General features: G+C 44.8%; 18 protein-coding genes. 10 read left to right on the top strand and 8 right to left on the bottom strand.

Annotated elements, in window-relative coordinates; translation table 11 throughout:
- The first annotated feature begins 270 nt into the window (after nt 1-270).
- The 8 genes from pflB (at nt 271) to OQJ86_RS00435 (ending at nt 11,393) form a co-directional block, all read left to right on the top strand.
- Nucleotides 271-2,547 (top strand): formate C-acetyltransferase, encoded by a 2,277-nt coding sequence (pflB, locus tag OQJ86_RS00470; protein WP_038866700.1) that lies wholly within the window; start codon nt 271-273, stop codon nt 2,545-2,547.
- Nucleotides 2,548-2,699: 152 nt separating this feature from the next.
- Nucleotides 2,700-3,677 carry a lipid A deacylase LpxR family protein gene (locus OQJ86_RS00465; RefSeq protein ID WP_265985107.1) on the top strand — a complete coding sequence of 326 codons (978 nt, stop codon included), beginning with the start codon at nt 2,700-2,702 and terminating at the stop codon, nt 3,675-3,677.
- 144 nt (nt 3,678-3,821) lie between these two features.
- Entirely contained in the window at nt 3,822-4,562 is a 741-nt protein-coding gene (gene pflA, locus OQJ86_RS00460) for a pyruvate formate lyase 1-activating protein (RefSeq protein ID WP_038866696.1), read from the top strand.
- Nucleotides 4,563-4,757: 195 nt separating this feature from the next.
- Nucleotides 4,758-5,423: an energy-coupling factor ABC transporter permease gene (locus OQJ86_RS00455; RefSeq protein WP_265985105.1), complete on the top strand. Its 666-nt coding sequence runs from the start codon at nt 4,758-4,760 to the stop codon at nt 5,421-5,423.
- 158 nt (nt 5,424-5,581) lie between these two features.
- Nucleotides 5,582-6,082, top strand: coding sequence for a YfbU family protein (locus OQJ86_RS00450; protein WP_265985103.1), 501 nt, complete (start codon nt 5,582-5,584; stop codon nt 6,080-6,082).
- 488 nt (nt 6,083-6,570) lie between these two features.
- Nucleotides 6,571-8,505, top strand: a complete 1,935-nt coding sequence (locus OQJ86_RS00445; protein ID WP_038867152.1) for a PrkA family serine protein kinase — start codon at nt 6,571-6,573, stop codon at nt 8,503-8,505.
- 45 nt (nt 8,506-8,550) lie between these two features.
- On the top strand, nt 8,551-9,822 hold the full coding sequence (locus tag OQJ86_RS00440; protein WP_038866690.1) for a YeaH/YhbH family protein: 1,272 nt from the start codon (nt 8,551-8,553) through the stop codon (nt 9,820-9,822).
- Nucleotides 9,823-9,833: 11 nt separating this feature from the next.
- On the top strand, nt 9,834-11,393 hold the full coding sequence (locus OQJ86_RS00435; RefSeq protein ID WP_038866687.1) for a SpoVR family protein: 1,560 nt from the start codon (nt 9,834-9,836) through the stop codon (nt 11,391-11,393).
- A gap of 87 nt (nt 11,394-11,480) precedes the next feature.
- Here the strand turns inward: OQJ86_RS00435 and kdsB are convergent, their stop codons facing one another.
- The 5 genes from kdsB to OQJ86_RS00410 are packed head-to-tail and all read right to left on the bottom strand — an operon-like array spanning nt 11,481 to nt 17,441.
- Nucleotides 11,481-12,230: a 3-deoxy-manno-octulosonate cytidylyltransferase gene (kdsB, locus tag OQJ86_RS00430; protein ID WP_265985095.1), complete on the bottom strand. Its 750-nt coding sequence runs from the start codon at nt 12,228-12,230 to the stop codon at nt 11,481-11,483.
- Nucleotides 12,230-12,409 (bottom strand): Trm112 family protein, encoded by a 180-nt coding sequence (locus tag OQJ86_RS00425; RefSeq protein WP_005378451.1) that lies wholly within the window; start codon nt 12,407-12,409, stop codon nt 12,230-12,232. The genes kdsB and OQJ86_RS00425 overlap by 1 nt, the downstream gene beginning before the upstream one ends.
- The gene (lpxK, locus tag OQJ86_RS00420) at nt 12,390-13,397 is read right to left on the bottom strand and encodes a tetraacyldisaccharide 4'-kinase (protein WP_265985020.1); all 1,008 of its coding nucleotides are present in this window, start codon (nt 13,395-13,397) and stop codon (nt 12,390-12,392) included. The genes OQJ86_RS00425 and lpxK overlap by 20 nt, the downstream gene beginning before the upstream one ends.
- A 5-nt stretch (nt 13,398-13,402) precedes the next feature.
- Complete coding sequence (gene msbA, locus OQJ86_RS00415) at nt 13,403-15,151, bottom strand: lipid A ABC transporter ATP-binding protein/permease MsbA (protein ID WP_265985018.1); 1,749 nt, start codon at nt 15,149-15,151, stop codon at nt 13,403-13,405.
- Nucleotides 15,152-15,182: 31 nt separating this feature from the next.
- Nucleotides 15,183-17,441 carry a DNA internalization-related competence protein ComEC/Rec2 gene (locus OQJ86_RS00410; protein WP_265985016.1) on the bottom strand — a complete coding sequence of 753 codons (2,259 nt, stop codon included), beginning with the start codon at nt 17,439-17,441 and terminating at the stop codon, nt 15,183-15,185.
- Nucleotides 17,442-17,449: 8 nt separating this feature from the next.
- Here OQJ86_RS00410 and OQJ86_RS00405 point away from each other — a divergent pair, with 8 nt between their 5' ends.
- Entirely contained in the window at nt 17,450-17,959 is a 510-nt protein-coding gene (locus tag OQJ86_RS00405) for a DUF2062 domain-containing protein (RefSeq protein WP_005431694.1), read from the top strand.
- Between the two features lie 199 nt (nt 17,960-18,158).
- Here the strand turns inward: OQJ86_RS00405 and lolE are convergent, their stop codons facing one another.
- The 3 genes from lolE to lolC are packed head-to-tail and all read right to left on the bottom strand — an operon-like array spanning nt 18,159 to nt 21,314.
- On the bottom strand, nt 18,159-19,403 hold the full coding sequence (gene lolE, locus OQJ86_RS00400) for a lipoprotein-releasing ABC transporter permease subunit LolE (RefSeq protein ID WP_265985013.1): 1,245 nt from the start codon (nt 19,401-19,403) through the stop codon (nt 18,159-18,161).
- Nucleotides 19,404-19,405: 2 nt separating this feature from the next.
- Nucleotides 19,406-20,113 (bottom strand): lipoprotein-releasing ABC transporter ATP-binding protein LolD, encoded by a 708-nt coding sequence (gene lolD / locus OQJ86_RS00395; protein ID WP_104038223.1) that lies wholly within the window; start codon nt 20,111-20,113, stop codon nt 19,406-19,408.
- On the bottom strand, nt 20,106-21,314 hold the full coding sequence (lolC, locus tag OQJ86_RS00390; protein ID WP_265985009.1) for a lipoprotein-releasing ABC transporter permease subunit LolC: 1,209 nt from the start codon (nt 21,312-21,314) through the stop codon (nt 20,106-20,108). The genes lolD and lolC overlap by 8 nt, the downstream gene beginning before the upstream one ends.
- 251 nt (nt 21,315-21,565) lie before the next feature.
- Between lolC and OQJ86_RS00385 the strand changes: the two genes are divergently transcribed.
- Nucleotides 21,566-22,135: a PilZ domain-containing protein gene (locus OQJ86_RS00385; RefSeq protein WP_265985007.1), complete on the top strand. Its 570-nt coding sequence runs from the start codon at nt 21,566-21,568 to the stop codon at nt 22,133-22,135.
- Nucleotides 22,136-22,140 lie beyond the last annotated feature (5 nt).

Raw genomic sequence — 22,140 nt, 5'->3', positions numbered from 1 at the left:
CGCTACCCCATTTTTATCGCTATTTTTTAGTATTTATTGATTTAGTTTAAGGTTTACAAAAATTTTTTAGTGTAGCCTTGAATTGTGGTTGGGAAGAACCCACATTAGTAACAGTGACAATATTTATAGTTTTATCGCCCTATTCTTCTTATTTAAGACTATAAATATTGTTATTCATTAAGAGTGTACTGTTCTCCATGTGGAAGTGGAGATAGCTGGCTCAACGGCGAACCAGTACGTATTTTTTTCTACTACAAAGGTAGGTATGTCATGGCAGAGCAATTTGCTAAAGCTTGGGAAGGTTTTGCTGCAGGCGACTGGCAAAACGAAGTAAACGTTCGTGATTTCATTCAGAAGAACTACACTCCGTACGAAGGCGACGAATCTTTCCTAGTTTCTGAAGGTACTGAAGCGACTAACAAGCTTTGGGCTAAAGTAATGGAAGGTATCAAGCAGGAAAACGCGACTCACGCACCTGTTGATTTCGATACTTCTGTTATCTCTACCATCACTTCACATGATGCTGGTTACATTAACAAAGACCTAGAAACTATCGTAGGCCTACAAACTGAAGCTCCGCTTAAGCGTGCAATCATGCCTAACGGCGGCGTACGTATGATCGAAGGTTCTTGTAAAGCATACGGCCGTACGCTTGATCCACAAGTTTCTAAAATCTACTCTGAGTACCGCAAAACACACAACCAAGGTGTTTTCGATGTTTACTCTCCTGACATCCTAAAATGTCGTAAGTCTGGTGTTCTAACTGGTCTTCCAGATGCATACGGTCGTGGTCGTATCATCGGTGACTACCGTCGTGTAGCTCTATACGGTGTAGATTTCCTAATCAAAGACAAAGTAGCTCAATTCCACTCTACTCAAGAGAAGCTAGAGTCTGGTGAAGATCTACAAATGACGATGCAACTTCGTGAAGAGATTCAAGAACAGCACCGTGCACTAGGTCAAATGAAAGAAATGGCAGCATCTTACGGCTACGACATTTCTGCTCCTGCGACTACAGCTCAAGAAGCTATCCAATGGACTTACTTCGGCTACCTAGCTGCTGTTAAATCTCAAAACGGCGCAGCAATGTCTCTAGGTCGTACTTCGACTTTCCTTGACGTATACGTTGAGCGTGACATCGCAGCTGGCATCATCACTGAAGAACAAGCTCAGGAAATGATCGACCACTTCGTAATGAAACTACGTATGGTTCGCTTCCTACGTACTCCTGAGTACGATGAGCTATTCTCTGGCGACCCAATCTGGGCAACAGAATCTATGGGTGGTATGGGTGTTGACGGTCGTACACTAGTTACACGTACTAACTTCCGTTTCCTAAACACACTATACACAATGGGTCCTTCTCCAGAGCCAAACATCACTGTACTTTGGTCTGAGCAGCTACCTGACGGCTTCAAGAAGTTCTGTGCGAAAGTATCTATCGATACTTCTTCTATCCAGTACGAAAACGACGACCTAATGCGTCCAGATTTCGACAACGATGACTACGCTATCGCTTGTTGTGTATCGCCAATGGTTATCGGTAAGCACATGCAATTCTTCGGCGCTCGTGCAAACCTAGCGAAAACTCTACTTTACGTTATCAACGGCGGTGTAGATGAGAAGCTTAAAATGCAAGTGGGTCCTAAGACTGCACCAATGACTGACGAAGTTCTAGACTTCGACAAAGTTTGGGCTGGCCTAGATAACCTAATGGATTGGCTAGCTAAGCAGTACGTAACTGCACTAAACGCTATCCACTACTCACACGACAAATACAGCTACGAAGCAGCTCTAATGGCTCTTCATGATCGTGACGTTCGTCGTACTATGGCTTGTGGTATCGCTGGTCTTTCTGTTGCAGCTGATTCTCTATCTGCAATCAAATACGGTAAAGTTAAACCAATCCGTGACGAAGATGGCATTGCAATCGACTTCGAAATCGAAGGCGATTACCCTAAATTTGGTAACAACGATGCACGTGTTGATGACATGGCATGTGAACTTGTTTCTAACTTCATGGCTAAAATCCGTAAGCTTAAGACTTACCGTGATGCAATCCCAACTCAGTCTATTCTTACTATCACTTCAAACGTGGTATACGGTAAGAAAACTGGTACTACACCAGATGGTCGTAAAGCAGGCGCTCCTTTTGCACCTGGTGCTAACCCAATGCACGGCCGCGATGAGAAAGGTGCGGTAGCATCTCTAACATCTGTAGGTAAACTACCGTTTGCTGATGCAAAAGATGGTATCTCTTACACCTTCTCTATCGTGCCAAACGCACTAGGTAAAGAAGAAGTTAGCCAACGTGCTAACCTAGCGGGTCTGATGGATGGTTACTTCCACCACGAAGCTGGCATTGAAGGTGGTCAACACCTTAACGTGAACGTACTTAACCGCGAAACTCTAGAAGACGCTGTTAAGCACCCAGAGAAATACCCTCAGCTAACAATCCGTGTATCTGGTTACGCTGTACGCTTCAACTCTCTAACTGCAGAGCAACAAGCTGACGTAATCGCACGTACATTCACTGAATCTCTATAAGACTGATTGAATTAGCACTTTGAGTGATAAAATAGAGGCCGATGCTGTAAAGCATCGGCCTTTTTTTGTGTCTTGAACTAAAGTTGTGACATTGCCTAAGACTTTGTTCTCGATCTTACGTATGATGCCGAAAACGCTAGCAAACGAAGTATATGAAACTCAGTAAATTATTTATCCTTGCCTTGTTGTCGCCTGCTGCGATTGCATCAACGAAATCTACCGTCTCTTTCACTTTAGATAACGATGGCATATTTGGTGTCGACCAAGACTACACCAACGGCATTTTCCTTTCTTACGCGACCGATAAACTGCGTGAAGACAGCGAATGGAAATGGTTCAGTTTAAACGGTAATGGGCAAGCCAACGTCGATAAAGTAGAACTTGTACTAGGCCACAAAATGTGGACGCCGAGTGATATTGAAGCCGACTACCCTCTTGTTAATGATCGTCCTTACGCAGGCTACCTACATACCGAAATCAACTATATCTCGATCACAGCAGACCAAGCCGTTCGATACAATTTTACTATCGGGGCAACAGGTGAAAGCTCACTATCAGATAAAGCCCAAGATATCGTTCACGGCATCACTGGCTCAACCGACCCACAAGGTTGGGAATACCAAATTGATGACGAAGTCGCATTCAGTGTTGGTTACCGAGCATTCAACAAACTGATGCGCAGCGAAGGTAAAAGCACACAATGGGAAATTACTAACGTAAACGACATCAACGCAGGTAACTTCCGTAGTGATGTATCTCAAGGTGTCATGTTCCGCTGGGGTACCAACTTAGCGAACAGTATCGGTGCGGCAAACATCAGTGTTGAAAGCCCATTCCACGCGAGTATGCTAGCGCAAAGTACATCCAGTTGGTTCTTGTTCACCGGCTTTGAAGGACGTTACCGCTTTAACGACATTACCATCGAAGGCGATCGTTCAGACATTCCTGAGCCATCCGATCAATACGATGTTACGTTACAAAACTGGCAAGCAAGTGCGGTTGCTGGTGCAGCTTGGTATAACCGAAACTACGGCGCGAGCTTAACCTTTACCGTTAAAACACCGGATTATGAAGAAGCACAAACTGATGTTTATGGTACAGGCTCTCTGTCACTGTTTGCGTTCTTCTAAAGATAAGTCCCTGTGCGGCGTGTGAGTTTTCATTCGCCGCTTTCTTTGCTTAATATCTCGCCAACGTCCCTCTCCAAGACTGTTTTAACCCTGCAATTTGTAATAAAATAACGGGTAGAATTTATTAAAAAATGAGAGCAAAAGATGTCAACAGCTGGTCGTATTCACTCGTTTGAGTCATGTGGTACCGTAGACGGACCCGGTATTCGATTTATCGTCTTCTTGCAAGGTTGTTTAATGCGTTGTAAGTATTGCCATAACCGCGATACTTGGGATACGCATGACGGCAAAGAAGTGACGGTTGAAGAAATTATTGCTGAAGCAAAAACCTACCGTCATTTCATGAATGCATCAGGTGGTGGCATTACTTGTTCTGGTGGCGAAGCGATGCTTCAACCAGAATTTGTGCGAGACTTCTTCCGCGCAGCTCAAGCGGAAGGTATTCACACTTGTCTTGATACCAATGGTTACATCCGTAAACATACCGATGTTATCGATGAAGTGCTTGAAGCGACAGACCTTGTAATGCTTGACCTTAAGCACATGAAAGACGAAATTCACCAAGATTTCATCGGCGTTTCGAACCGTCGAGTTTTAGACTTCGCTCGCTATCTACATAAAATCGGTCAAAAAACGTGGATCCGCTACGTGGTTGTTCCGGGCTATACAGACGAACCCGAAGCGGCGCATATGCTTGGTGAATTCATCAAAGATATGGACAACATTGAGAAAGTGGAACTTCTTCCGTACCACAAACTTGGTGCGCATAAATGGGAAGCATTAGGGCTTGATTACCCATTAGATGGTGTAAACCCTCCATCGAAAGAAACGATGGATGAAATCCAATCGATCCTTTCCCAATACCATCCAAATGTGAAATACTAAGTCATATTAGGTTATTGAATAAATTAAAAATACCAGCAATTCGCTGGTATTTTTTTACTCATATTACCGTCGAGAGTACCAAACAAATCAAAACATTTGATGCCCTATCCTCGACACATTAAACGTATACAAACCTACTACACACTTAAAACGGTAAGTAAAGCTCGTAAGGAATCAAAAGTCAGGATATCAAACATGGATTGGTTTAATTTCGTATCGGTCATTATTGTTGGTTGGGTTGTAATCATGCATTGCCTACCCGATTGGCGAACAGTTGTTTGGCCTAAAATGGAACAAGAAAAACCATTTCAACATTTGATCTTCGCAACGCTCTTCTTGCTTAGCATTTTGTGGTCTGCACAAGCCGATGTGAAAGAAGGGTTGCAAATCCACTTTCTTACTTTGACAACGCTAACAATGATGTACGGTTGGCGAATGGCTTTTCTGCTCTGTATCCCTGCCATGATCATCAATCACTTGATTCACGGTATTCCTCTATTAATGCTGCCAAGTGCGCTCGTACTTTCTGCACTGGTACCAATACTAATAAGCTACCTCGTTTTTCTACTCAGCTATCAATATTTGCCACGCAATATTTTTGTCTTCATTTTTGTTGCGGGATTCTTCAATGGAGCACTAACCGGTAGCTTACACCTACTCATTAACTCGGTTTATCATCTATTAGTCGGTCATTACGACTGGCAAACCATCCAGCACAACTACTTTGTTTTTGTACCATTACTCGCTTTCCCCGAGGGGCTTCTTAATGGGATGTCATTGGCGGTCCTAACCGTATTCAAACCAGAATGGTTAAGAGTATTCTCGGATCGAGATTACATATACAACCACTACCACAAATAGCATGTCACAACGCATTCATACGCTGTTTGTAAACTGGCTAAATTTGATAATTCTTGCCATTTTTCATATTAAATATGTGTTGAGATCATGTTTCAGTAACGTCTGAAACGTTAACCTAAGCACATTAAAAATGTATTAGATTATTTAGTGAGGTCATCATGGAAATGTCAAACGCTCAACGTTTGATCTTATCAAACCAGTACAACCTAATGTCTCAGATGGAACCTAGCAGCGCAGCAAAATACAAGCGTCTACAGACCATCGTAGAACGTGGTTACGAGCTGCAAATGCGCGAACTGAACAAAGATTTTGGCTGCATTACTGAATCTGAATGTCGTGAAATCATCGACATCATGGAGATGTACCATGCAATGCAAGAATCTAACAAGATGCTGGATGACGAAGAGCGCAGCAAAGTCGATCAACGCCGTCTGCAATTCCTTGGTTTTGATATCGCAACAGAAGCCCAACAAGTGCATTACGTTCGTTTCCTTGTGGATTCTGAAGGTCTATATCCTCAATTTGATAAGGCTGATCACCACTTCAACAGCCAAATGCCAATGCAGGAAAAATACCAGCGCATGTTGAAAACATGGCGCAACTGCCCTCGTCAGTACCATTTGTGTGCAAACGAATTGGCGCAAATTTTCAGTGCATAACGCACTAAGCATTTGAAAAGGAGAGTAAACGCTCTCCTTTTTTCATCTCCCCTGTCACGATTTTATCAAATCTCACCTGTCAGCTTTCTCTACGCTTTCCCAAACACCACCTAGAATTCACTGATATCGACGATTTATCGCCAAATAATTGATTTCTTATACTGTCATTCACAACACAAATTCTTCTCTCATTAAACAGTGATTCAAATGTCACTTTTGCAATAAATTCATAATTGTTAAGCAAAATTGGAAATCCCCGACTAGGCTTAAAATGAGAAAGGGAGTGATTGAAAGGTACCTATCCACCGTCCTCCGTTGCAGTGAAAAATTGTCCATAAAGCAAAGCCTTTGGCGTGACCTAACTGGGATTCGGTACAAACCAAATGCGATAACAGGGCGTATAAGTTCATACAACGAAGGACATATCAAAGGTGGGTAAGCCTGCGTCAACGTTCGTCGGTAGACTGACTATTAAAGGGGAAAGCGACATGAGTATTTTCGACCACTATCAATCAAGATATGAAGCTTCAAAAGATGAAGAGATGTCGTTGCAGGATTTCTTAGCCCTGTGCAAGGACGATAAAAGCGCTTATGCCAATGCAGCAGAACGACTTCTCATAGCGATTGGGGAACCAGAAGTCATTGATACTGCGCAAGATCCAAGACTGAGCCGCATCTTCTCAAACCGAGTGATCTCTCGCTACGAAACCTTCAAAGACTTCTATGGCATGGAAGACGCTATCGAACAGATCGTGTCTTATCTCAAACACGCCGCGCAAGGTTTGGAAGAACGAAAACAAATTCTTTACCTTCTTGGCCCAGTAGGTGGTGGTAAATCATCACTGGCTGAGAAGTTAAAAGCACTGATGGAAAAAATGCCGGTTTACGTGCTCAGCGCCAATGGTGAGCGAAGCCCAGTAAATGATCATCCTTTCTGCTTATTTAATGCTTCGGAAGACGGCGAAATCCTTAAGAAAGAATACGGTATTGAGCATCGCTACCTACGCTCTATCATGTCACCTTGGGCTGCAAAACGTCTGCACGAGTTTGGCGGTGATATCACCAAGTTCAAGGTGCTTAAGGTACGTCCTTCTATCCTAGACCAAGTTGCAATTGCGAAGACTGAACCCGGCGATGAAAACAACCAAGACATCTCATCATTGGTTGGTAAAGTTGATATTCGCCAGCTTGAACACTTTTCACAAGATGACCCAGATGCTTACAGCTATTCCGGCGCGCTATGTAAAGCAAATCAAGGTTTGATGGAATTCGTGGAGATGTTCAAAGCGCCAATCAAGGTGCTACACCCTCTCTTGACGGCAACTCAAGAAGGTAACTTTAACGGTACGGAAGGGTTGTCTGCTATCCCATTCGACGGCATGATTTTGGCCCACTCAAATGAATCAGAGTGGCAAACGTTCCGTAATAACAAGAACAACGAAGCATTCTTAGACCGTGTATACATCGTGAAAGTCCCTTACTGTTTACGTGTATCGGAAGAAGTGAAGATCTACCAGAAACTACTTGAAAACAGTGAACTTTCTAAAGCACCTTGTTCACCAAGCACACTCGAGACTCTGGCACAGTTCAGTATTCTGTCTCGACTCAAAGAGCCTGAGAACTCGTCCATTTTCTCGAAGATGCGTGTCTACGATGGTGAAACACTGAAAGATACCGATCCGAAAGCGAAGAGTTACCAAGAGTACCGCGACTTTGCCGGTGTCGATGAAGGTATGAACGGTCTTTCCACCCGTTTCGCGTTCAAGATTCTATCGCGTGTGTTTAACTTCGACCAAACCGAAGTAGCGGCAAACCCTGTCCACCTATTCTACGTGATTGAGCAGCAAGTTGAGCGTGAGCAGTTCCCTTCTGAAATGGCAGAAAAGTACCTCGAGTTCTTGAAGGGTTACCTTGTACCACGTTACGTCGAGTTCATCGGCAAAGAAGTACAAACGGCCTACCTAGAGTCTTATTCTGAATATGGCCAGAACATCTTTGACCGCTACGTGACTTACGCAGATTTCTGGATTCAAGATCAAGAATACCGCGATCCAGAAACAGGTCAGCTATTTGACCGTGCCTCTCTGAATGCTGAACTAGAGAAGATCGAGAAAACCGCTGGCATTTCAAACCCGAAAGATTTCCGAAACGAAATCGTCAACTTTGTGCTTCGTGCGAAAGCCAATAACAATGGTCTGAATCCAGTTTGGACCAGCTACGAAAAACTGCGCACGGTAATCGAGAAGAAAATGTTCTCCAATACCGAAGAGCTACTTCCGGTTATTTCATTCAATGCGAAAACGTCTTCTGAAGATCAGAAGAAACACGACGACTTTGTCGCTCGCATGATGGAAAAAGGCTATACCGAGAAACAGGTTCGCCTACTTTCTGAGTGGTACCTACGAGTACGTAAGTCATCCTAACCAGTTTGAGTTAGGTCGCTTGTGAAACATGAAGAGGGCTATTTCATGGCGCAATTTATAGACCGAAGGCTCAATGGTAAAAACAAGAGCGCTGTTAATCGACAGCGCTTCTTGAAACGCCATAAAGAGCAGATTAAAGAGTCGGTAGCTGACGCAGTGAATCGACGCTCGATCACAAACACGGAAACGGGCGAAGACGTTGCAATACCGCACAAAGACATCAACGAACCTATGTTTCATCAGGGTAAAGGGGGCGTGCGTGAGCGTGTGCACCCTGGCAACGACCAATTTATTACTGGTGACAAAATCGAGCGCCCGAAAGGTGGAGGCCAAGGTGGTGGCGCAGGAGAAGGTAATGCGAGTCCTGACGGCGAAGGCCAAGACGAGTTTGTTTTCCAGATATCCAAAGATGAGTATCTCGATATCTTGTTCGAGGATTTGGAGTTACCCAATCTTGAAAAAAATCAAATTGCTAAAATAACTGAATGGAAGACCCATCGTGCGGGTTACCAAACTGCAGGCATTCCGTCCAACATTGCCATTGTGCGTTCGTTGCAGCAATCACTTGCTCGACGCACTGCAATGACGGCAGGTAAAAAGCGTCTTCTCAATGAACTAGAGGATGAGCTTACTCGCATCAAAAACATCGAGCCAGCTCAACAGCTCGAGGAAAATCGTCTGAAGAAGGAAATTGAGGATCTGCGCAAGAAAATCGAAAGCGTGCCCTTCATTGATACCTTCGACTTACGTTTCAAGAACTATGAGAAGCGCCCTGTGCCATCGAGCCAAGCGGTCATGTTTTGTCTGATGGACGTTTCCGGTTCTATGGACCAAGCCACCAAAGATATCGCAAAACGCTTCTATGTTCTTTTATACCTGTTCTTGACGCGCACCTACGAAAATGTAGAGGTTGTATTCATTCGTCACCATACTCAAGCAAAAGAGGTCGATGAACATGAGTTCTTCTACTCGCAAGAAACGGGTGGAACAATTGTGTCGAGCGCTCTCAAGCTAATGAACGAAATCGTGCAAGACCGCTATCCTGTAGGCCAATGGAACATCTACGCCGCACAGGCATCCGATGGGGATAATTGGGCTGACGATTCTCCACGTTGCCGTGAACTCCTAGTGAATAAACTGCTTCCTAACTGTCAGTACTATTCATACATTGAGATCACCCGACGCTCACACCAAACGCTATGGCATGAATACGAGAAGCTTGCTGAAGCCTTCCCGAACTTTGCCATGAAAAACATCCGCTCTGTGGAGGATATCTTCCCAGTCTTCCGTGAACTATTCCAAAAAGAAACGGCGTAAGGAGGCTAGCGATGAATACCGCAACGAAAAACCTTTCGGGGGAAGCTTCGAAGAAGCGCAGAGAAAATATGCTTCCTGACGGCCCAGACTGGACGTTTGAACTGTTGGAGCGTTATCACAAAGAAATCAAGCGTGTCGCGGAGCATTATCGCCTCGACACTTACCCAAACCAAATCGAGGTGATTACCTCCGAACAAATGATGGATGCATACTCAAGTATCGGTATGCCCATCAACTACAATCATTGGTCGTTTGGCAAAAAGTTCATCCAAACTGAGCAAAACTACAAACACGGTCAAATGGGCTTGGCTTACGAGATCGTGATTAACTCCAACCCATGTATCGCTTATTTGATGGAAGAGAACACCATCACGATGCAGGCGCTTGTTATCGCTCACGCTTGTTATGGACACAACTCGTTCTTCAAGGGCAATTATCTGTTCCAAACGTGGACCGACGCCAGCTCGATCATTGACTATCTCTTGTTTGCGAAGAACTACATTGCGGAATGTGAAGAGCGATACGGGGTGCATGAAGTTGAGCAACTACTTGACTCATGCCATGCATTAATGAACTTCGGTGTAGACCGCTATAAGCGTCCCGAAAAAATTTCTATTAATGAAGAGAAAGCGCGTCAAGAAGAGCGCGAAGCCTATCTTCAATCTCAAGTGAACGAACTTTGGCGTACCGTTCCACAGGCAAAAACTAAAGAAGAAGATATCAAGATTCGTTTCCCAAGTGAGCCACAGGAAAACCTGCTTTATTTCTTCGAAAAACATGCGCCATTGCTGGAGCCTTGGCAGCGTGAAATCGTCCGAATTGTCCGTAAAGTCAGCCAGTACTTTTACCCTCAGAAACAAACCCAAGTTATGAATGAAGGGTGGGCAACATTTTGGCACTACACGATTCTGAATCACCTTTACGATGAAGGCTTAGTATCAGAGAAGTTTATTCTCGAATTTCTACATAGTCACACCAGCGTTGTTGCTCAACCTGCTTACAACAGTCCGTACTTTAGCGGCATTAACCCTTATGCGCTTGGCTTTGCGATGTTCAGAGACATAAAACGTATCTGTGAAGAGCCAACCGATGAGGATAAAGAGTGGTTCCCAGAAATTGCCGGAGCCGATTGGTTAGACACGCTTCACTTTGCGATGCATAACTTCAAAGATGAAAGTTTTATCAGCCAATACTTGTCACCAAAGTTAATGCGAGATTTTAAACTTTTCGCCATTAATGATGATGATCGTAAGAACTTCGTTGAGGTTGCTGCCATTCACGATGAGATGGGTTACAAACGCATCCGAGAGGCGCTAGCCGCACAATATAACTTAGCCAATCTAGAGCCAAACATTCAGGTATTTAACGTGGATGTGAGAGGCGATCGTTCGTTAACACTTCAATACGTCCCTCATAACCGAATTCCATTGGATAACAGTTATGAAGAGGTGTTGAAACATGTTTATCGCTTATGGGGCTTCGATGTGATTTTGGAGGAAGTAAAAGACACCGGACACCGAGAGATTCTCTCTACCTGTCCGAAACGCAATCAGTACGACACAAATATCTAGAACTCCCTTTCTACTAGTGAATAAAAGAAAAGGCTCCTAACTTAGGAGCCTTTATCTATCTAAATCAGTCAGTGCGGTGTATTAAGCTTACTTTGCAATAATTTTTCTTACCGCTTCAAGGTCGGCTTGCGTATCGACACCTGCTGCTGGCGCTTCTTTTGCAACCGCAACATGAATCTTTTCACCGTACCAAAGCACGCGAAGTTGCTCCAGGCACTCGATTTGCTCAAGTGCACTTGGTTGCCAATTCACATAAGTGTTGATGAAGCCAGCACGGTAAGCGTAGATGCCAATGTGACGCATCAATGGATTTACGATGGTTTTGTCTTGCTTGGCAAAGTTGTCACGATCCCAAGGGATCGTCGCACGACTAAAGTACATAGCGTAACCACGCTCGTCCGCGACCACTTTTACCGCATTCGGGTTAAAGACTTCTTCTTCCGATTCAATCTCAACCGCAAGCGTTGCCATTGGCGCATCGCAACCTGCTAGGTTGTCAGCTACTTGGCGAATAATAGACGGAGGAATCAATGGTTCATCACCCTGAACATTAACCACAATGTGGTCTGCAGGAATTGCCATTTTTTCTACCACTTCTGCTAGTCGCTCAGTGCCAGATTCATGGTTTGGCGAGGTCATACAAACCTTGCCACCAAACTGCTCTGCAGCCGCCGATACGCGCTCATCGTCAGTCGCAATAATCACGTCTTCAGCGCCCGCTTGTAACGCTTGCTCATAAACCCATTGGATCATTGGTTTACCACCAATGTCTGCCAACGGCTTACCCGGTAAGCGGCTTGACGCGTAACGCGCAGGAATGACAACCGTAAAAGACATTAGCGTCCCTCGTCCATGCTCATGGTTCTTGCTTCTGGTTCAAGGAGAACAGGAATACCCTCTTTGATTGGGTAAGCAAGGCGATCTAATTTGCAGATCAACTCTTGATTATCTTTATCGTACGTCAGCTTACCTTTGCACACAGGGCAAGCTACAATCTCAAGCAGACGGTGATCCATAAGTCGCTTTAACCTCTTTTATTCGATTTAAAATTCGTTCTGCATCATATTGTTCAAACTGAGCAGAAACAGGAAGATACCACCAATTGTCTTGCGCATAGCGGTCGCATTTAACGGCATCTTTTTCTGTCATAATCACATTCGCTCCTTGTTGAGCCAATGCATCTAATTCTTGTTGGTCAAAGTCCTGATGATCGGCAAACCCTTTCGTGACTTTGACATCCGCATTCATTGCGTTAAGTGTATTAAAAAAACGAGGTGGATGCCCAATACCTGCAAATGCGACTAAGTCTTTCAACTCACTCACATCCACTTGCTGCTTCGTCTTCAAATTGATCGCTTTAGACGGCGCTAAAGACATTGGCATTTCGCCATGCTGAGCTTGACCACCATTAGTGATGATAAAGTCGACTTCAGCAAGACGCTCTACCCCTTCACGTAGCGGACCAAGTGGAATAAGGCTTTCATTGCCAAAGCGGCGATTACCATCAACGATAACGAACTCGATATCTCGCTCTAAAGCGTAATGCTGGAGGCCATCGTCAGTAATAATGATGTCAACGCCAGTTTCAAGCAATGCTTTCACCGCATTAGCACGAATCGGGTCTACGGCTACTGGCGCACCAGTACGACGATGAATTAGCTTAGGCTCATCACCACAGTGTTTCGCTGGTGTATTATCATCAAGAACAAGCGGATACTGAGGTGCTTTTGCGCCATAACCACGCGATACCACTCCGGGTTTATAACCCATTAGTTGCAATTGCTCTACCAGCCACACTACCACTGGCGTTTTACCATTGCCACCAGCGGTAATGTTCCCAACGACCACAACAGGCACGGGTGCTTTGTAGGCATCTTTCTTGCCGACTTGGTATTGACGGCGTTTCGATTGGCTTATCGCACCAAACAACAAGCTTAATGGCCACAAAAGCGGCCATAGCAAATATTTAAGCGGATGGTTTTCGAACCAGATCTTTTCAATCACAGCGCTTAGGCACCAAATTGAATTCGATGGAGCTGGGCATAAGCGCCATCTTTAGCGATCAAATCAGCATGACTACCACGCTCAACGATAGCGCCTTCATCGACTACAAGTATTTCATCAGCGTTTTCGATGGTCGACAAACGGTGAGCAATCACCAGTACCGTCTTGTCTTTTTGCAGTTCATCCAGCGCCGATTGAATAGCACGTTCCGATTCCGTATCCAGAGCTGACGTTGCTTCATCAAGTACCAGCACAGGTGCATCACGTAGAAGTGCACGTGCAATTGCGACACGCTGGCGCTGGCCACCAGACAAACTCGCACCATTTTCGCCAATCATCGCGTCTAGGCCACCGTCCATTTTACCAATGAACTCCATCGCATGAGCCAGTTTGGCTGCACGCTCAATGTCTTCATGTGAGTATTGTTCTTCTGTCGCGTAAGCAATGTTGTTTGCAATCGTGTCGTTGAACAAATGTACGTTTTGCGAAACAAGCGCAAACTGCTCACGAAGATTCTTAAGCTCATAATCACGAATGTCATGACCATCAAGCGTAATTGAACCACTGCTTACGTCATAGAAACGGTTGAACAAGTTAGCAATGGTACTCTTTCCTGAACCTGAGCGCCCAACGAGAGCAACCGTCTTACCTTTTGGAATGTCAAAACTGACATTCTCAAGTGCTGGTTTTTCTGCACCTTCATAAGTAAAGCTGACATCTTTGACAGTTACATCGCCTTGCGCACGCTCTACTTTGAATTTACCTTCGTTCTTTTCTGGTTCTAGATCGACCAGTGCAAACAAGGTTTGGCTTGCCGCCATACCGCGTTGGAACTGTGAAGTAACATTCGTCAGCGCTTTCAATGGACGCATCAAACCAAACATCGCAGAGAATACAACCGTAAATGTACCCGGAGTCAACTGGTCTTTAATTGAGTCGATACTAGCAAGGTAAAGCACGACAACAATCGCGATAGATGCAATCATTTGAATGATCGGGTTCGCGGCTGCTTGAGCTGTCACTAGCTTCATGCTTTGCTGGCGCATCTGATTGCTGACTTTCTCGAAGCGTTTACCTTCGATGTCTTGACCACCATAACTTAGTACGACTTTATGACCTTTCAGCATTTGCTCCGCGGAAGCCGTCACATGACCCATCATGGTTTGCATGTTCTTTGAAATTTTTCTGAATCGTTTAGAAACGATACCAATACCCCAAGCAACAACGGGAGCAACAGCAAACAGTACCAAAGACAATTGCCAGCTGTTGTAGAACATCAAAACCAACAAGCCAATGATACTTGCACCTTCACGAACGATACTGACCAATGCTTGGCTAGTTGCAGCAGATACTTGCTCTGAGTCGTAAGTGATACGTGACAATAAGTTGCCTGTTTTTTCTTTATCAAAATAAGAAACAGGCATATGCATAAAGTGGTTGAACACCATTCGTCGAATTTGCATCACGACGTTGCCGGAAACCCAGCTCAAACAATAGGTCGAGACAAACCCACTCACACCACGAATAAACATCATGGCGAAAACAATTAATGGGAGTGTGCGTAGAAAGTCTGACTCTGCATTGCCAAAACCTTCATCAAGAAGTGGTTTAAGCAGGGAAATCATGTAGGTATCTGAAACAGCATTAACGACTAATGCAATGACAGCAACGATCAAACCGGCCTTATAAAGGCGAATAAATTGCCATAGACGCTTAAACGTCTGCCAGGTCGTTTCATCAGTATTTATCGACATAGAAGTGCTTTATTTTCTTACATTAAGACTCTTATTCTACTCCCTTACGCAGCATCTGCCTATACCAAGGGTCAAATGTCTCACTTCGTTTAACTTCGAAGTGCCAATTGTCTTGCTCAATAAACACCGATACTTGACCATCACTGCCTGTGTCTAACCAAAGCGCCTTGCTCTCATCATAAGCTGATACCACATTTTCAGCAGGCATCCCCCATTGATTACTTTTTGCGAGAGAAGCAATGGCTAATTTGGGGGAAACGGCTTGAACAAATTTGGGGTTCGAAGAACTCTTGCTGCCATGGTGAGGAACCAACATAACATCACTTTCTAGTTTCTCAGGCTCACGCATGAGTATCCATTCACTTATGGCTTCAATATCTCCCGTCAGCAGCAGACGGAAACCAGATTGAGAGTCGACTACCCTAATCACACAAGAGTGGGGATTGTAGGCACGTTGAACCAACTTCGGTGGCCACAACACTTCCATATTCAAGGATTGCCACGACCAGTACTCCCCTGCAACGCACGCTTTGTAGTCAGTGTAATTCTGGCTGCTGAACTTATTGGTCGGATTGAAAGCGCTTTCGATGTATTGACGACCTCCTGCATGGTCAGAGTCCGCATGGCTAATGATGACCCCATCAATGGAACCGTAACCTCGACGATGCAAAGTCGGGGCGATAACCTGCTCAGCAATGCTACCGCTCCCCCATCCTTTCCCTGTGTCATAAAGCAATACCTTGCCGCCTTTTTCGATTAATACTGCAAGCCCATGCCCAACATCGAGAACATCCACTCGCCATCGGTCTCTAGTTGAATCATGAAAGAACACCACACAAGTCGTGACCAAAAGTAATAAAAGCAGTCCGTTCGCCCGAAAAAAGCGACCAAGTGAAAGACAAGCACTTGCCACACCGACAAGAAGCGTTGCTTTTAAACTGAGAAACTGCCAACTCCCTGTGGCAAAGGGTAAAGACCAACTCAATGGCCATAGCGCCCAGTCCATGCCTTGCCAAAACCACGCCGAAATGAAATAAGAGCAAAGCGAAAACATGAGTGCAAGAAACATCAGAGGAACCACAATCATCCCAAACCAAGGTATAAATACTAGGTTATAAATAATTGAGGTTAGACTGGTGCCAGAGAAGAAATACCCGCTGATCGGCACGATCAACAAAGTAAGTACTAACTGTACTTTCAACAACAAGATCAACTTGCCCTTCCAATCCCCCTTGTGGCTCTGAACGGCATTCACCGCAAGCAGTACCGCAACAACAGAGAGATACGACAACCAAAAACTCAGACTAAGAGAAGCAAAAGGTTCAATGCAAAGCTGAATAGCGACTGCTAACAGCAATACACGCCAAGCGCTCCAATACACCAGCCAAAACTTTAATGACACATAAATAACACAGACAGAAAAAGCTCTTATTGTCGGCAAAGAAAAATCTGCAAGCCAAGCGTACAAAAACGCAGTGATAATCCCAATGACAGGTGGTAACAGCTGGAGATTGAAAAAAACATACCGAAGCGCAACCCCGGCGAAAATACCAAAACTGAATGCCATCCCAATATGCAAACCGGAAATAGAGACCAGGTGCAATAACCCACTATCCCGTAGCTGCTGCCAATCTTGATATGTTAAAAGTGAGCGGTCACTAAAGGCGAGCGCATTGATGAGTGGATAATGTTTGAGGCGCGAGATGCTTCCAGAAACCGACTGAATGATTTGCTGACGAACAGAGTACGAAGAACGAATCTGCCACTTGGCATTACGTGACGACGTTGCCCTTGCAACAATTCCCTGCCCAATGGCTTGTTGCTCAGAATCAAAACCCGCTTCATTTCTCAACCCTAGAATGGGTTTAAGTGAAATTTGAGTAGTAAAGTCACTGTTAACAGGCAGTGGGAAAGGGGTTATCAGACGGATTTTCGGTTTAAGAAAAGGTAACAGGTTTTGAGAATTCACCCCGCTAACCACCGCAATTCCTTCATATCCGTGACTTATTTGCGTAAAAGGGCTGTCAACTTTACCAATTATGGTAATATTCACCCCTGCTTGAAACAGGGCTTGTCTTTGATGTTCCATAACATTGCCGTGGACAATAACAACCATACAGCCCGAAATTACGCCTATGCTAATTAAGCCTCGACGTAATTTGATTATTGAGCCAATGGCAATTATTCCCAGCAGCAACCATCGCCAATCTGGCATCGTCGGCCACCATGCAGACGAAATAACGCTCGCGACAAATAATGCCAAGGTCCAACTTTTTTCTAAGAGAGTCATGTCGTCCTATGCCTAGAAAGCTGATAAAACGCTTCATGCCAGATCATGAAATGATCAAACGCCAAAAAGCACTAAAGGTCTTCGGCAACGTGTTATACAACCCAAACTTGTGGTGTTTAAACCGTCGCTCTGCATCTGGTGCTTTTGCTGTTGGCTTATTTATGGCGTTTGTTCCGCTTCCGAGTCAGATGATCATGGCCGCAGGTCTCGCCATCATGCTTGGCGTTAACTTACCGCTTTCTGTTGCATTGGTATGGATCAGCAACCCTATCACGATGCCAGTTCTGTTCTACTTTGCGTACAAACTTGGCGCTTTGGTTATGCACGTTCCTCCACAGCCATTCCATTTTGAGTTGTCGTGGGAATTCATCATGCAACAAATGAACACTATTGGACCACCGTTCCTACTAGGCTGCGCAATATGCGGCGTTGTATCAGCCATCATTGGCTATTTTGGTATTCGGGGGCTTTGGCGTTACTCAGTCGTGAGAAGCTGGCAAAAACGTAAGATAAGATAAGTACTTATTCTTCAATTAGCAGGTTGTAGAGCATCGAATGGAGAACAGTTAACGTTCGACATGAAAGGCGCTGTAACTCAAGTATGAAGTCTACCGAGCCATGACAGAGATAAGCTGAACATAGATAAAAGAAAGGACCGAGATTCGGTCCTTTTTTGTGCCTGCCGCTTGAGAGCGGCGGCTAAAGTCTTTCTTTCGATTACTTGGAACTCAATACCGCAGCAGGATTGAGCTTCGCTGCGCGAGAAGCAGGGTACCAAGTTGCTAACAAGCTCAACATGATTGCCGTTCCCGAAACCAAAGCCACATCAGGCCAATGCAACTGGGAAGGTAAGAAGTCAACAAAGTAGATGTCACCCGATAAGAACTGATGTCCGATTAAACTCTCTAACGCTTTAATGATGGGGGTTAAGTTTAGCGCGACAAACACACCAACAATACTGCCTGCAATACTTCCGAATACGCCCGAGAACACACCTTGCCATACAAAGATACGTTTAATTAACCCATCTTTTGCGCCCATGGTGCGTAATATCGCAATTTCTGCAGCGCGATCTTTTACGGCCATCATCAATGTAGAAACGATGTTGAAGCTTGCTACACCAATCACCAGAACCATCACCAAGTACATAATGGTGCGAACCAGTTGGATGTCGCGATACAAGAAACCAAATTGTTGTTGCCAGCTCTTGAGGTAGACATACACATCAATCAGACTACCGACTTCACGCACGATCGAAGGTGCATTAAGTACATCATCTGTCTTCAATGAAATCCCTGTAACACCATCGCCTAAACGTGCATACGCCTGTGCATCTTTTAATGGAACCAGAGCGAGTGAATGATCGATCTGGCCGTTAAGCGTCAAAAAACCTGAGACTTTGACTCGCACACGTTTTGGTGCTTGAACTTTGCTGGTGCTTCCCGTTTGCGGAATCATTAACGTAACGTAGTCACCAACCTCAACATTTAATTCGTTGGCAACTCCACGCCCCAGAATGACTTGCTGCTGACCAGCATAAAAATTCTGCCATGCTTGGGGATCAATAAAATCAGACATGTTTGATACGGCCTGCTCAAAAGCCGGATCGACACCTCGTACTTCAACGGCTTTAAGCTTGCTGCCTTTTTCCGCCAAACCAGTAAAGCGAACATAAGGCGCCGCCGCGACAACATGTTCATGACTCAATGCCTGATTCATAGTTTTGGTGTAGTTGTGCAGTGGTCCATTGACCCCTTCTAACTCACCATGCGGAATAACTGATAACACGCGCGATTGCAGCTCACGTTCAAAACCATTCATTGCTGAAAGGCCAATAATGATAACCGCAACGCCAACCGCAATACCAATCGTGGAAGAAAGCGAAATGAACGACACCATTTTGTTACGCTTTTTAGCGCGACTGAATCGGCCCCCGATCATCAGTGCTAGAGATGAAAACAAAATTAGCCCTCCGCAACCGCTGTTTCAGTGATAAAGCGATCCACCAGCAAGCCATCTTGCATATGCATTTGGCGATCCATTTTCGCGGCTAACTCGTTATCATGAGTAACAACTAAAAAGGCAATGTTCGACTCTTGGTTTAATTCACGCATCAAATCGTAAATCGCCAGAGCAGTGTTGTGGTCTAAGTTACCCGTTGGCTCATCCGCCAATACCAGATCAGGCTTGTTCACCAAAGCTCGTGCAATGGCTACGCGCTGACGCTCACCACCAGAAAGTTCGGACGGACGATGATCCATGCGATGACCTAACCCCACCTTTTCGAGTAGAGTTTGAGCAGCTTCTTTTGCTTGCGATACTTTCGTTCCACCGATCAGCAGGGGCATTGCCACATTCTCTACTGCTGTAAAATCCGCCAACAAATGATGGAATTGATACACAAAACCAAGGTGTTTGTTACGTAACGCGGCTTGTTTATTTGAACTCAATGCAGATAGGTCTTGGCCAAGAAAGTCGACCTCACCTTGTGATGCGTCGTCCAACGCACCAAGGATGTGCAGTAAAGTACTTTTCCCTGAGCCCGATGAGCCAACAATTGACACTAACTCACCTTTATCAATATCAAAGCTCACGCCTTTCAACACTTCTGTATCTAACGATCCCTCTCGGTAGACTTTACGAATATCACGACATTCTAATAGCTTATTCATAGCGAAGTGCCTCAGCAGGTTTAACAGAAGATGCTCGATAAGATGGATATACAGTTGCAGCAAGACTCAGAGCAATCGCCAGCACTACCACTAATAAAATTTGGAATGAATCGATAACAATTGGCAGATGGCCACCAAAGCTAAATAGCGCCACACCAGCCGCTTCCAGAATCGCATTGAGGTTAAGCGACAAAGCCACGCCTACCACTCCACCAACAATCGCGCCAATTACGCCACTGCTAGCACCTTGAACCATAAAAATAGCCATCACCTGAGATTGCTTCATCCCCTGGGTTTTGAGAATTGCGACTTCAGATTGCTTCTCCATCACCACCATGATCAAAGCAGAAATGATGTTAAACGCGGCAACACCGACTATTAAACCGAGCATCAAGCCCATCATGTTCTTTTCCATTTTAACCGCTTGGAAAAGTTCACCGCGTTGTGCACGCCAGTCACTCCACTGCCAACCTTCAGGCATAGGTTTATCTGCAAACTCAGTCACCATAAACGGGTCGGAGAAAAAGACACGCCAACCAGAGACCGTCTCTTTAGGTAAGCGCATCAACTTTGCAGCATCCGTCATGTTCACAATCATCAATTGTCCATCAACGTCCGAGCCAGTATTAAACAACCCCGCAACGGTAAAGTTACGCTGACTAGGAATACGTCCTAACGGAGTAAATTGTGATGCATTCGTTACCATTAAACGCACTTTATCGCCCATTGAGATTTTTAACGATCGCGCCAAGCTGTGTCCTAAGAAGACCTTATACTCACCCGCTTTTAAAGAAGACAATCGACCTGCGATTAAATGGTTTGAAATAGGGTCGCCTTGTTTTGGTTCAATCCCAATCAAGTAGCCCGCGGTCAATTGTGCAGAACTTTGAATAACCGCTTCTCCACGAACGATCGGTTCAGGCTTTGCCGTCATAGACATCTTCTGGATAAATTCAGGCGCCGTCGCTGTCATTGGCGTTTTGCCATCATGTTGTGAAATTACGGCGTGAGGCAACACACCTAAAATGCGCTCTTTTAGTTGCGCTTCAAAACCGTTCATGACAGAGAGTACGGTCACAAGCGCCATCACACCGATCGTAATGCCTGCAGTCGACATATAAGACACGAATCGACTGAACCTATCTCCGGAACGACCCCGAAGATATCTCAAGCCAATAAACAAAGAGATAGGATGATACATATAGGACAAACCAACTGGTTTTCTAATAGTGCTAAATAATAAGAGTTATCTTACCTTACTCTTACAATGAAGAAGACAAGATAATCGCTAAATTTGTCAACGACATGCAATAAGTCCATTTTTAAGCGAGAAAGTTCACCCAGACAAAACATGGAAACTTGATAACTTATTTCAGTTAGCGATAATCAGTGCCCTATCCCTCTCTTTCTTCAATGAAATGAGAGTGCTCGTTGGCAGAAAAGGACCGATTAATGACAGAGCAAGAATACTTCACCGTACACCACAACCTCACTCTTAATGTCGAAACATTAGGAGCGGACTTCGTTCTGCCTGATGAGGAAACCTTTGTCTCGGAAATTCCAACGCCTTTTATTGTCGCAAGCGAATTTAGCCATTTAGATATGCTGGCAGATAATGCACGCCTTGAACTACAAACTAAAGAGCTGAAACACGTCATCAGCCTGTTGGATACACAGAATTCAAAGCTCAACCTTTTACTTAGTTTTATGCTCTCTCAACAAGACGATGCAACACTGCGCTTTCAAACCACTCAGTTTGGAGCAAGCCAGCTCAGCTATCGCTCAGAAACTGAAATTGAGACTCAACAATTAGTGCGAGTAAAACTGTTCTTAGATTACCCTGCGGCAGCCATTTACTGCTACGCTCAGGTAGTGGCATGCGAGCCTTGTGACCGTGGTTTCATCACCACTCTGAGGTATAAATTGCTCAGAGAAGCCGACCAAGATTTATTGATCAAAGCCGCTTTGTACCAACAACAGAAACTACTGCGTCAGCGTTCACTAGAGCGAGATAACAAATAACGACC

This window comes from Vibrio sp. Sgm 5 (genome assembly GCF_026241575.1).
In the GTDB taxonomy this organism is placed as follows: domain Bacteria; phylum Pseudomonadota; class Gammaproteobacteria; order Enterobacterales; family Vibrionaceae; genus Vibrio; species Vibrio jasicida.
The sequence above is the reverse complement of the archived record's forward strand: the minus strand, read 5'-3'. Positions and strand labels throughout refer to the sequence as shown.

What these genes read in the sequence shown, in the direction of transcription:
- pflB (WP_038866700.1), top strand. Translation starts at nt 271, where the DNA reads ATGGCAGAGCAATTTGCTAAAGCTTGGGAAGGTTTTGCTGCAGGCGAC.
- OQJ86_RS00465 (WP_265985107.1), top strand. Translation starts at nt 2,700, where the DNA reads ATGAAACTCAGTAAATTATTTATCCTTGCCTTGTTGTCGCCTGCTGCG.
- pflA (WP_038866696.1), top strand. Translation starts at nt 3,822, where the DNA reads ATGTCAACAGCTGGTCGTATTCACTCGTTTGAGTCATGTGGTACCGTA.
- OQJ86_RS00455 (WP_265985105.1), top strand. Translation starts at nt 4,758, where the DNA reads ATGGATTGGTTTAATTTCGTATCGGTCATTATTGTTGGTTGGGTTGTA.
- OQJ86_RS00450 (WP_265985103.1), top strand. Translation starts at nt 5,582, where the DNA reads ATGGAAATGTCAAACGCTCAACGTTTGATCTTATCAAACCAGTACAAC.
- OQJ86_RS00445 (WP_038867152.1), top strand. Translation starts at nt 6,571, where the DNA reads ATGAGTATTTTCGACCACTATCAATCAAGATATGAAGCTTCAAAAGAT.
- OQJ86_RS00440 (WP_038866690.1), top strand. Translation starts at nt 8,551, where the DNA reads ATGGCGCAATTTATAGACCGAAGGCTCAATGGTAAAAACAAGAGCGCT.
- OQJ86_RS00435 (WP_038866687.1), top strand. Translation starts at nt 9,834, where the DNA reads ATGAATACCGCAACGAAAAACCTTTCGGGGGAAGCTTCGAAGAAGCGC.
- kdsB (WP_265985095.1), bottom strand. Translation starts at nt 12,230, where the DNA reads ATGTCTTTTACGGTTGTCATTCCTGCGCGTTACGCGTCAAGCCGCTTA.
- OQJ86_RS00425 (WP_005378451.1), bottom strand. Translation starts at nt 12,409, where the DNA reads ATGGATCACCGTCTGCTTGAGATTGTAGCTTGCCCTGTGTGCAAAGGT.
- msbA (WP_265985018.1), bottom strand. Translation starts at nt 15,151, where the DNA reads ATGTCGATAAATACTGATGAAACGACCTGGCAGACGTTTAAGCGTCTA.
- OQJ86_RS00410 (WP_265985016.1), bottom strand. Translation starts at nt 17,441, where the DNA reads ATGACTCTCTTAGAAAAAAGTTGGACCTTGGCATTATTTGTCGCGAGC.
- OQJ86_RS00405 (WP_005431694.1), top strand. Translation starts at nt 17,450, where the DNA reads ATGCCTAGAAAGCTGATAAAACGCTTCATGCCAGATCATGAAATGATC.
- lolD (WP_104038223.1), bottom strand. Translation starts at nt 20,113, where the DNA reads ATGAATAAGCTATTAGAATGTCGTGATATTCGTAAAGTCTACCGAGAG.
- lolC (WP_265985009.1), bottom strand. Translation starts at nt 21,314, where the DNA reads ATGTATCATCCTATCTCTTTGTTTATTGGCTTGAGATATCTTCGGGGT.
- OQJ86_RS00385 (WP_265985007.1), top strand. Translation starts at nt 21,566, where the DNA reads ATGACAGAGCAAGAATACTTCACCGTACACCACAACCTCACTCTTAAT.